The sequence below is a fragment of the Raineyella antarctica genome, from assembly GCF_900092135.1.
Classification (GTDB): Bacteria; Actinomycetota; Actinomycetes; order Propionibacteriales; family Propionibacteriaceae; genus Raineyella; species Raineyella antarctica.
Genome location: NZ_FMYF01000002.1, coordinates 279,577 through 288,983, shown reverse-complemented (window position 1 = coordinate 288,983; position 9,407 = coordinate 279,577). Strand labels below are relative to the sequence as shown.

8 protein-coding genes are annotated in these 9,407 nt (G+C 73.2%); all 8 read left to right on the top strand.

What is annotated here, in order from left to right:
• On the top strand, positions 1-732 hold a 732-nt coding region (locus tag GA0111570_RS03765), incomplete at its 5' end, for a hypothetical protein (RefSeq protein WP_217634005.1).
• On the top strand, positions 725-1,684 hold the full coding sequence (locus tag GA0111570_RS03760; RefSeq protein ID WP_092606499.1) for a complex I subunit 1 family protein: 960 nt from the start codon (positions 725-727) through the stop codon (positions 1,682-1,684). The genes GA0111570_RS03765 and GA0111570_RS03760, both read left to right, overlap by 8 nt.
• Before the next feature lie 2 nt (positions 1,685-1,686).
• Positions 1,687-2,247 carry an NADH-quinone oxidoreductase subunit J gene (locus GA0111570_RS03755; RefSeq protein ID WP_092607129.1) on the top strand — a complete coding sequence of 187 codons (561 nt, stop codon included), beginning with the start codon at positions 1,687-1,689 and terminating at the stop codon, positions 2,245-2,247.
• On the top strand, positions 2,244-2,546 hold the full coding sequence (locus GA0111570_RS03750; RefSeq protein ID WP_092606497.1) for an NADH-quinone oxidoreductase subunit NuoK: 303 nt from the start codon (positions 2,244-2,246) through the stop codon (positions 2,544-2,546). Before GA0111570_RS03755 ends, GA0111570_RS03750 begins: the two co-directional genes overlap by 4 nt.
• A gap of 2 nt (positions 2,547-2,548) precedes the next feature.
• Positions 2,549-4,477, top strand: a complete 1,929-nt coding sequence (locus tag GA0111570_RS03745) for an NADH-quinone oxidoreductase subunit 5 family protein (RefSeq protein WP_092606495.1) — start codon at positions 2,549-2,551, stop codon at positions 4,475-4,477.
• Positions 4,478-4,479: 2 nt separating this feature from the next.
• Positions 4,480-5,970, top strand: coding sequence for a complex I subunit 4 family protein (locus GA0111570_RS03740; protein ID WP_092606493.1), 1,491 nt, complete (start codon positions 4,480-4,482; stop codon positions 5,968-5,970).
• Between the two features lie 3 nt (positions 5,971-5,973).
• Entirely contained in the window at positions 5,974-7,419 is a 1,446-nt protein-coding gene (locus tag GA0111570_RS03735; protein ID WP_217634004.1) for an NADH-quinone oxidoreductase subunit N, read from the top strand.
• A gap of 132 nt (positions 7,420-7,551) precedes the next feature.
• Positions 7,552-9,384, top strand: coding sequence for an arsenical pump-driving ATPase (arsA, locus tag GA0111570_RS03730; RefSeq protein ID WP_092606489.1), 1,833 nt, complete (start codon positions 7,552-7,554; stop codon positions 9,382-9,384).
• Positions 9,385-9,407: the final 23 nt, after the last annotated feature.

Sequence of the window (9,407 nt, the reverse complement as noted above, 5' to 3'; positions counted from 1 at the left end):
GGCGACATGGACATGGGCGGCATGGACCACGGCGACATGGACATGGATATGGACATGGACATGGACATGTCGCCGGGCGGGATCGCGCTGGCCAAGGGTGGGCCGGATCGCGACGGCCTGGAGATGGACGTCCTGCACGTGCCCCTCGGGCCCGTCCTGCCGTACTGGCCGGCCGGCCTGGTGCTGCACTGCACCCTGCACGGCGACGTCATCGCCGCGGCCGAGGCCGAGGTCCTGGCCCCCGGCCCGGACGAGGCGGACCAGGCGGACGAGGTCTCCGCGACCGGAGCCGTACGTTCCCTCGACAACGTGGTGTCACTGCTCGCCCTGGCGGGCTGGGACGCTGCCGCGGCCGAGGCGCGCCGCGTACGCGACGACTTGCTGGACGGGGACGGGCACGCCGCCGAGCGCCTGCAGCGACTGGACCGCCGGGTGCGCCGATCGGTGATCCTGCGGTGGTCCCTGCGTCGGCTCGCTCCGCTCGGCCCCGATGACCTGTCCGCCCGCGACCTGCCGGCCGGGCTGGCCGGGGACACGTACGACCGGCTGCTGGCCATGCTGGATCGGGCCGGCCGCGGCGGGCTGGCTCCCCTGCAGCCGTTCCCGGTGTCCGCCCTGCCGGATCTGGTCGTCGGGCTGGACCTGGCCGCGGCCCGGCTGGTCGTGGCCGGCCTCGACCTGCACGAACTGGACCCCGGACGTACGAAGGCCCAGGAGGAGTCGCATGCCTGAACTCGTCCCCCTGGCCACGGCGGTCCAGGCCGCGGCACCGGTCTGGTCGCTGCTCGCGGCGGCAATCCTCGGCTGCCTGGTCATGCTGGCCGCCGTGCTGGACGGCGTGCTCTCCGCCCGGGGGAACGGCGCGGCCGGCGCAGGTGTCGGGCTCCGCCGGCCGTTCGCCGAGGCGGCCCGGCTGATGCGGCAGCGCCGACGGACGACCATCGAGCCGGACTCGTTGCTCTGGCGGATCGGGGGTGCCGGCCTGCTGGTCGCGGCCCTGCTGATGGTGGCCGTCGTGCCGCTGGGGCGATGGACCGTGTTCGACCTCGACGTCGGCGTGGTGTGGTTCAACGCGATGGACGTGCTGGTCTGGGCGTTCGTCTGGCTGGTCGGGTGGGGCGCCAACTCCGCCCCCTCCCTGGTCGGCGGCTACCGCTTCCTCGCGCTGGGGCTGGGCTACGAACTGCCGTTGATGTTCGCCTTGGTCGCGCCGCCGATCGCGGCGCAGAGTCTGAATGTCGGCGCGGTCGCCGCGGCGCAGCACGGCCTGTGGTTCGTCGTCTGGATGCCGGTGGCCTTCGTCGTGTACTGCCTGGGCGTGACGGCGTTCTCGGTCTGGGGGCCCTTCGCGGCGGCGATCGGCGCCGACCTGGCCGGTGGGGTGCGGGCCGAGCTGTCGGGCGTGGACCGGCTGGTGTTCGAGCTCGGCCGCTACGCCCTCCTGGCCGCCGGTGCGGCCTTCGCTGTCCCGATGTTCCTTGGCGGTGGCGCCGGTCCGCTCCTGCCCGACTGGGCCTGGGTGCTGGTCAAGACGGCCGTGCTGCTCGCGGCCCTGGTCGGACTGCGGCGCCGGCTGCCGGTGCTGCGGCCGGACAAGCTGATGGAGGTCGGCTGGCTGGTACTGCTGCCGGCCGTCCTGGTGCAGGACCTGGTCGTCGCGGTGGTCGCGGCGGGAAGGGGATGAGCGTGGTCGCCGACGTGGCCTTCTGGGTACTGGGGGTGCTGGCCGTCCTGGCCGGCGCGGCGGTCTTCGTCGTCGACTCGATGGCGCGGGCGACGTACGCCCTGGCTGTCTCCTTCGTCGCGGTCGGCCTGCAGGTGCTCTTCCTGCAGCAGACCTATGTCGGCGTCGTCGTGATCCTGATGATGGTCATGGAGATGGCGATCATGGCGGTCTACATGGTCATGTTCATGGGCATGAACCCCGCGCTGATGCCGATGAGCATGGTGCACGACAAGAGGCTCGCCCTCGCGGCGGCCATCGGCACCTTCCTGGTCCTGGCCGCCGGCGTATTGCTGGTCGACTGGCCCGCCCGCCGCGGGAGCCCGCCGCCGGACGCCACCCGGGCCCTGGGCGAGGCACTGATGGGGCACAAGATGCTGGTGATGACGGTGATCAGCCCGGTGATGGTCGCCACCATCGTCGCCGGGGTCGTGCTCGCCTCCGCGCGCACCCGCTACGACCGCTACGGCGACGACCTGCGGGGTGCGCCGGACGATCCGCAGCCGGGAGGTGTCGGACGATGACCCTCGAGGCGACACTGCTGATCGCCGCGGCGATCTTCGCCGTCGGCCTGTACGGCGCGATCTCCCAGCAGGTAGTGGTGATGGTGATGATGGGCCTGGAACTCATGATCAACGCGGTGATCCTGGCCGGCGCCGGCTTCTGGTGGTTCCTCGCCCCCGACCCCACCGGCCAGGTCCTGCTGATGCTGGTGATCGCGGCCATGACGCTGGAGATGGCGATGGGGTTCGCCGTGGCCACGTTGCTGCACCGCCGCAGCGAGACGGACATGACCGACATGGCCACCGAGCTGAAGGAGTGAGGATGACGATGGACACCGCCCTCTGGCTCCTGGTCCTGCTGCCCGCCGTGGTCGGCGCGGTGCTGCCGCTGGTCCCCGGCCGCGACCGGGTGGCCGCACCGGTGTCCCTGGCCACCTCCGCCCTGACGACGGTGCTGGCGGTGGTGGTCGCGTTCGGCCGCCCGGCCGTGGGGGTCGCGTTCCTGGCCGGTAGTCGGTTCGCCCTCGGCGTCGACGCCCTGTCGGCGATGATCGTGCCGACAGTGGCCCTGGTCACGCTGCTGGTGCTGGTGTTCTCCGCCGCCGACATCAAGCGGTCCCAGGGCCGCTTCCACGGCCTGATGCTGCTGTTCTCGGCTGCCGCGCTGGTCACGGCGACGGCCGGAACGCTGCCGACGCTGCTGGTCGCGTGGGAGGTGATGGGGGCCACCTCGTACGCGCTGATCGGCTTCTGGTGGCGCGACCAGGACCGGGTGTCCGCCGGCCTGACCGCGTTCCTGACCACCCGTACGGCCGACCTGGGCCTGTACGTCGCCGCCGCGGCCGCGCTCGCCGGCGGGGCCGGCCTGGCGCTGGCAGACCTTCCCGCCGCGCAGCCGGCCTGGCGCCAGGTGATCGCCGCCGGGGTGCTGGTCGCCGCGCTGGGCAAGGCGGCCCAGCTGCCGTTCTCGTTCTGGCTGTCCGGGGCGATGAAGGGTCCCAGCCCGGTCAGCGCGCTGCTGCACTCGGCGGCGATGGTGGCGATGGGCGGCTACCTGCTGCTGCGGGCCCAACCGCTGCTCGCCGCCACCTCCTGGGCCGGCCCGGCCGCGGCCTGGGTCGGGGCGCTCACCGCACTGCTGCTCGGTGTGGTCGCCCTCGCCCAACGGGACCTGAAGCAACTGCTCGCCGCCTCGACCTCGGCCCAGCTCGGCTTCGTCGTCCTGGGCGCGGGGGTCGGCACGGTCAGCGGTGGCGCCGCCCACCTGGTCGCCCACGCCGCGACCAAGGCGGCGCTCTTCCTGGCCGCCGGGGCCTGGCTGAGCGCCCTGGGTACCAAGCAGCTGGCCGGCCTGCCGGGCGTGGCCCGGCGCTGGCGCGCCCTGGGGATCTTCGCCACCGTCGCCGCGCTGTCGCTGGCCGGCCTGGTGCCCCTGTCGCTGTGGGCGACCAAGGATGCGGTGCTGGCCGGCGCACTGGAGGCCTCGCCCTGGCTCTACGCGGTCGGCCTGGCCGCCGCTGCGCTGTCCGCCGCATACGCCGGCAAGGTCCTGGTCGTCATCTGGCGCGGCGTCCCCGGCACCGGTCCCGGCGAGGCCGAGGGGCACCTGGACGAGGAGGAGCCCGGTACCCGCCACGTCGGCCTGCTCGAACAGCTGCCCGTCGGCATCCTCGCCGCGGCCGCGGCCGTCCTGGGCCTGCTGACGTTGCCGTCCGTGGTAGCCCGGTCGGGGGTCTCGGCCGCCAGCCCCGTCCACCCGGGGCCGGTGGAACTGGTGGTCTCGGCGGTGCTCGCGCTGCTGGTGCTGCTGCTGGTGTGGCGCCGCTACGTCCCCGAGCCCCGATGGGCCCTGGACTGGCTGGGGCTGGAGCGGGGCGTACGCGCCGTGGTCGTCCGACCCACCCTGGCCCTCGCCGAGGGGCTGGCGCGCTTCGACGACCGGGTGCTCGACCGGGCTGTCACCGGTACCGCCTCCGCTGTGCGGGGCGCGGCCGGGGGCCTCAGCCGGTTCGACGACCGGGTGCTCGACAGGGCGGTGATCGGCGCGGCTGGCGGCGTGCAGCGAACAGCGGCCGACGCGGGGGCCTTCGACGACCGTCTGGTCGACGCCGGGGTCGAGGGCCTGGCCGGCCAGGTCCGCCGGCTCGGACGCCTGGCCCGCCGCCCGCAGACCGGGCTGCTGCACCAGTACTACCTGCAGGCGATCGCGGTCCTGGCGGTCGGTGTCATCGTTCTCGTCGTGGTGAGGTGAACATGCTCAGTCTGGTCGTCTTCCTTCCGCTGGCAGCCGCCGTGGTGCTGGCCGCCGTGCCCGCCTTGGGCCATCGGGTGGCGGCATGGGCGTGGGTCGGCGCCACCGCCCTCGACCTCGCCCTGGTCGTCGCGGTGTGGGCCGGCTACCGGACCCCCGCGGCGGGACGGTTGGCGTACGAGGAGCAGGTGCCCTGGATCCCGGGGGTGAACAGCAGCTACCACGTGGGCATCGACGGGCTCTCCCTGCCGCTGGTCGCGCTGACCGCGGTGATCTTCCTCGCCTGTGCGGTCTACTCGCTGCGCGACGACGACCGGCCCCGGACCCGCGCGGCCCTGTTCCTGTTCCTGCAGGGCGTGAGCACGGGCCTGTTCGTCTCGGCCGACCTGATCCTGTTCTTCCTGTTCTTCGACCTGTCGATCGTCGGCATGTACTTCGTGATCGCCGGGTGGGGACACAACAACGCCGCCCGCTCGGCGCTGAAGTTCTTCCTGTACACGTTCCTGGGCTCGCTGGCCCTGCTGGTCGGCTTCATCGGGCTGTACGTGTACGCCGACCCGCACACCTTCGACATGGTGGAACTGGCCGCCCAGCTCCCGCTGAACGGGTCTCCGGTGGCCGGCGGCTGGGTGCTCGCCGCGATCATCGTCGGGCTGGCGGTGAAGACCCCCACCGTTCCGTTCCACACCTGGCTGCCGCCGGCCCACACCGACGCCCCCGCCACCGGCTCGGCGGTGCTGGCCGGCGTGCTGCTGAAGATGGGCACCTACGGCTTCGTACGGATCGCGATGCCGCTGCTGCCCCAGGCCTGGCGCGCCTGGGCGTGGGTGATGGTCATCGTGGGCATCGTGTCGGTGCTGTACGGCGCGCTGGTCGCCCTGGCCCAGACGGACCTGAAGCGGATGATCGCCTACACCTCGGTCAACCACATGGGCTACATCGTGATGGCCGTCGGAGCGGCCGGGCTGGTCGGGAACGGCCCGGCCGAGGCGCGCTCGATCGCCGTCACCGGTGCGGTCACCCAGATGGTCAGCCACGGCCTGATCACCGGCGCCCTGTTCCTGCTCGCCGGGGTCTTCCACGACCGGGCGGGTACGTACGACCTGGGCGCCTTCGGCGGGCTCGCGGGCCCGGCACCGCGGCTGGCCACGCTCTTCGCCGTGGGGGCGTTCGCCTCGCTGGGACTGCCCGGCCTGTCCGGCTTCATCGCCGAGTTCCAGGTCTTCACCGGCAGCATCGCGGTCGCCCCGGTCAGCGCCGTCGCGCTGGTCGGCATCCTGGTCACCGCCGCACTGTTCCTGCGGGCGCTGCAACGGGTCTTCACCGGCCCGGAGGCCGGCCACTCGGCCGGCTTCACCGACCTGCGGCCGGCCGAGGCGTGGGCCGTCGGCGCCTTGCTGCTGCTCTCGCTGCTGATCGGTGTGCTGCCCCGGCCGCTGCTTGACGTGATCGAGCCGGCCGCCCGGACCGTGGCCGAGCTGGTCGGGAGGTAGCCCGTGACCGCGGAGGCAGCGATGCGCCCCCTGCTGTTGTTGCCCGAGATCGTCGTGTTCGTCGGCGGTCTGGCGGCGCTGCTGGCCGGGTCGTTCCTGGCCCGGCGGCGGCAGTGGATCACCCGGGTGGTCGCCGGCGTGGCGCTGGTGTCGGCGGCCGTCCTCGCGGCGATCGCCCTGGCCGGATCGGACCTGATGGCGTTCGAGGGCACCTTCCGGGTCGACACCGCCACGGGCGTCGCGCGGCTGGTGGCCTGCCTCGGCACCCTGGCGGCGCTGGGCCTGGCGGCCGACGAGTTGGCCGACTCGCCGCGCGAGAGCGAGTCGTACGCGCTGCTGCTGTTCTCCACCACGGGTGCCCTGGTGCTGGCGGGGGCGGAGGACCTGCTGGTGCTGGGCGCGGGCTTCCTGCTGACCAGCATCCCGCTCTACGGGCTGATCGGGATGGCCCGTACCGGCCGGGGCGCGGAGGCGGCGATGAAGACCTACCTGCTGGGAGCGCTGTTCGGCATCCTGCTCCTGGCGGGCGTCACCGTGCTCTACGGGGTCACCGGCACCACCACGTACGCCGAGCTACCCGACCGGCTGGCAGCCGCGCCCGCCGGGGCGGTCGCGGCCGGGACGATCGGCCTGCTCGCCGGGCTGCTGTTCGAGGCCGGTGGGGTGCCGGCCCACTTCTGGGTACCGGACGCCGCCCAGGGGGCCGGCGGAGCGGTCGCCGCGTTCCTGACCACGATCCCGAAGATCGGCGCCCTCCTGGCGACCTACCGGCTGGTGGCCCTGCTTCCCGGGACACTCGACTGGCCGGTGTTCGTCGGTGTCCTGGCCGCCGCGAGCATGACCCTGGGCAACCTGGCCGCGTACTGGCAGCAGGACCCGCGCCGGCTGCTCGGCTGGTCCACCGTCAGCCAGGTCGGCTTCCTGCTCGTACCGGTCGCCGTCGCCGGGGCCAGCCCGCTGGCACTGCCCTCGCTGCTGCTCTACCTGGCCGGCTACACGGTCACCAACCTGGGTGCCTTCGCCGTCTCCACCGCCCTGCCCGACCGCCGGGAGCTGGCGTCGTACCAGGGGCTGGGTCGGGCCCGTCCGTGGTTGGGGACATCACTGGTCGTCACCCTGCTCGGTCTGGTCGGGACCCCGCCGACGGTGGTCTTCGTCGGCAAGCTCACCACCGCGACGGCCGCGTGGGACGCCGGTCTGGCCTGGCTGACCGTCCTGGTGGTCCTCAACTCGCTGCTGAGCCTGTTCTACTACCTGCGCTGGATCGAGCCGGTCTACGCGTCCGGCCGATCCCGGGAGGAGGCGGGCGAGGAGGCGGCCGAGGAGGCGGGCGAGGCAGCGTTCGTCGTACGGCCGTGGTCGGCCCGGATCGCCGTCGCGGCAGCGCTGCTGAGCGTGGCGTTGGGGATCGGCGCCGGACCGCTGTGGGCCGTGGTGACCGGACGGTGATGCCGGGCCGCTGGTCATCCGGGTGTCGGAGCTGCTGGGTACCCTCGACGGGACGAGCCAGTTGCGACTGGACTCGGACGACCTGACCCCCGACGACCTGACCCGGACGACGCGACCCAGAAAGCACCCGCCATGGCCCTGAACCTGCTGACCGACGTGCCGCGCTTCCTGTTCTTCACCGGCAAGGGCGGGGTCGGCAAGACCTCGCTGGCCTGCTCCACCGCCGTGCACCTGGCCGAGGCGGGCAAGCGGGTGCTGCTGGTCAGCACCGACCCGGCCTCCAACGTCGGGCAGGTCTTCGCCACCGAGCTGGCCACCACGCCCCGGCCGATCCCGGCCGTCGCCGGGCTGGACGCGCTGGAGACCGATCCGGACGTGGCCGCCGAGGCCTACCGGGAGAAGATCGTCGGACCCGTACGAGACCTGCTCCCGGCCACCGAGATCGCCGCGATCACCGAGGGCCTGTCCGGGTCCTGCACCACCGAGATCGCCTCGTTCAACGAGTTCACCGACCTCCTCGCCGATCCGGCCTCCACCGCGGCGTACGACCACGTCATCTTCGACACCGCACCCACTGGGCACACCATCCGGCTGCTGGCGCTGCCCGGTGACTGGAGCAACTTCATCGAGACCGGCAAGGGCGTCGCCGCCTGCCTCGGGCCGATGTCCGGCCTGGAGAAGCACCGCGACGCGTACGCGGGGGCCGTCGCCGCGCTCGCCGACCCGGAGCGCACCCGGCTGGTCCTGGTAGCCCGGCCCGACCGGTCCTCACTGGACGAGGCGGCCCGGGCGGCCGTCGAACTCGCCGACCGCGGGATGCGCCGGCAGTACCTGGTCCTGAACGCCGTCCTGCCCCCGGATGCGGTCCAGGGCGACGACCTCGCCGCGGCGCTGGCCGCCAGGCAGCAGGAGGCGCTCCGCGAACTTCCGGAGGCGCTGCGGGACCTTCCGCAGGACCGGATCGGGCTGCGTCCCGGCAACGTCGTCGGGGTGCCGGCGCTGCGCGACCTGCTGGCCGCTCACGACGGCGCCCCCGCTCTCGCCGACGGGGCCGCTCACGAGGACCGTGCCGACGAGCCTCCGCTCGGCGTGGCGTACGACCTGCCGGCGGGCCTGCCCGTCGGGCTCGATGCCCTGGTCGACGAACTCGCCGAGAACGACCACGGGTTGGTGATGTGCCTGGGCAAGGGTGGGGTCGGGAAGACCACTGTCGCCGCGGCGATCGCGGTCGCCCTCGCCCGCCGCGGTCACCGGGTGCACCTCACCACCACCGATCCCGCCGGGCGCCCCGAGGGTGTCGTCCGCGACCCGGTGGACAACCTGACCGTGACCAGGATCGACCCGGGCGAGGCGATCGCCGCGTACCGGGACCGGGTGATGCGCACCAAGGGTGCCCATCTGGACGCGGACGGCCGGGCCCAGCTCGCCGAGGACCTGCTCTCCCCCTGCAACGGTGAGGTCGCGGTCTTCCACGCCTTCTCCCGGATCCTCACCCAGGCGACCCGGCAGTTCGTGGTCGTCGACACCGCCCCGACCGGCCACACGCTGCTCCTGCTGGACTCCACCGGTTCCTACCACCGCGAGGTGGTGCGCAGCATGGGCCCTGTCCAGCACTTCACCACGCCGCTGATGCGGCTGCAGGATCCGGGGCTGACCCGGCTCGTATTGGTCACGCTGCCCGAGACCACCCCGGTGCTGGAGGCCCGCGAACTGGAGCAGGACCTGGCCCGCGCCGACCTGCACCCGTGGGCCTGGGTGGTCAACGACTCCCTGGCCGCCGCCGGCCCGACCTCTTCCCTGCTGCGCGCCCGCGCCGCCGCCGAGGGGGAGCACCTGCGGGAGGTCGCCGACCATGCCGAGCGCGTCGCGATCCTCCCGACGCTGGCGATCGAACCGAGCGGCGCCGAGCGCCTCGAGCAACTCAGCCACCTCGCTCCCGTACCGGTCAGCCCCACCGGCCGCTGACATCAGCTGACGAGGGAGGCTGA

Coding starts and splice junctions, on each gene's coding strand:
- arsA (WP_092606489.1), top strand. CDS start 7,552: ATGGCCCTGAACCTGCTGACCGACGTGCCGCGCTTCCTGTTCTTCACC.
- GA0111570_RS03745 (WP_092606495.1), top strand. CDS start 2,549: ATGACGATGGACACCGCCCTCTGGCTCCTGGTCCTGCTGCCCGCCGTG.
- GA0111570_RS03740 (WP_092606493.1), top strand. CDS start 4,480: ATGCTCAGTCTGGTCGTCTTCCTTCCGCTGGCAGCCGCCGTGGTGCTG.
- GA0111570_RS03750 (WP_092606497.1), top strand. CDS start 2,244: ATGACCCTCGAGGCGACACTGCTGATCGCCGCGGCGATCTTCGCCGTC.
- GA0111570_RS03760 (WP_092606499.1), top strand. CDS start 725: ATGCCTGAACTCGTCCCCCTGGCCACGGCGGTCCAGGCCGCGGCACCG.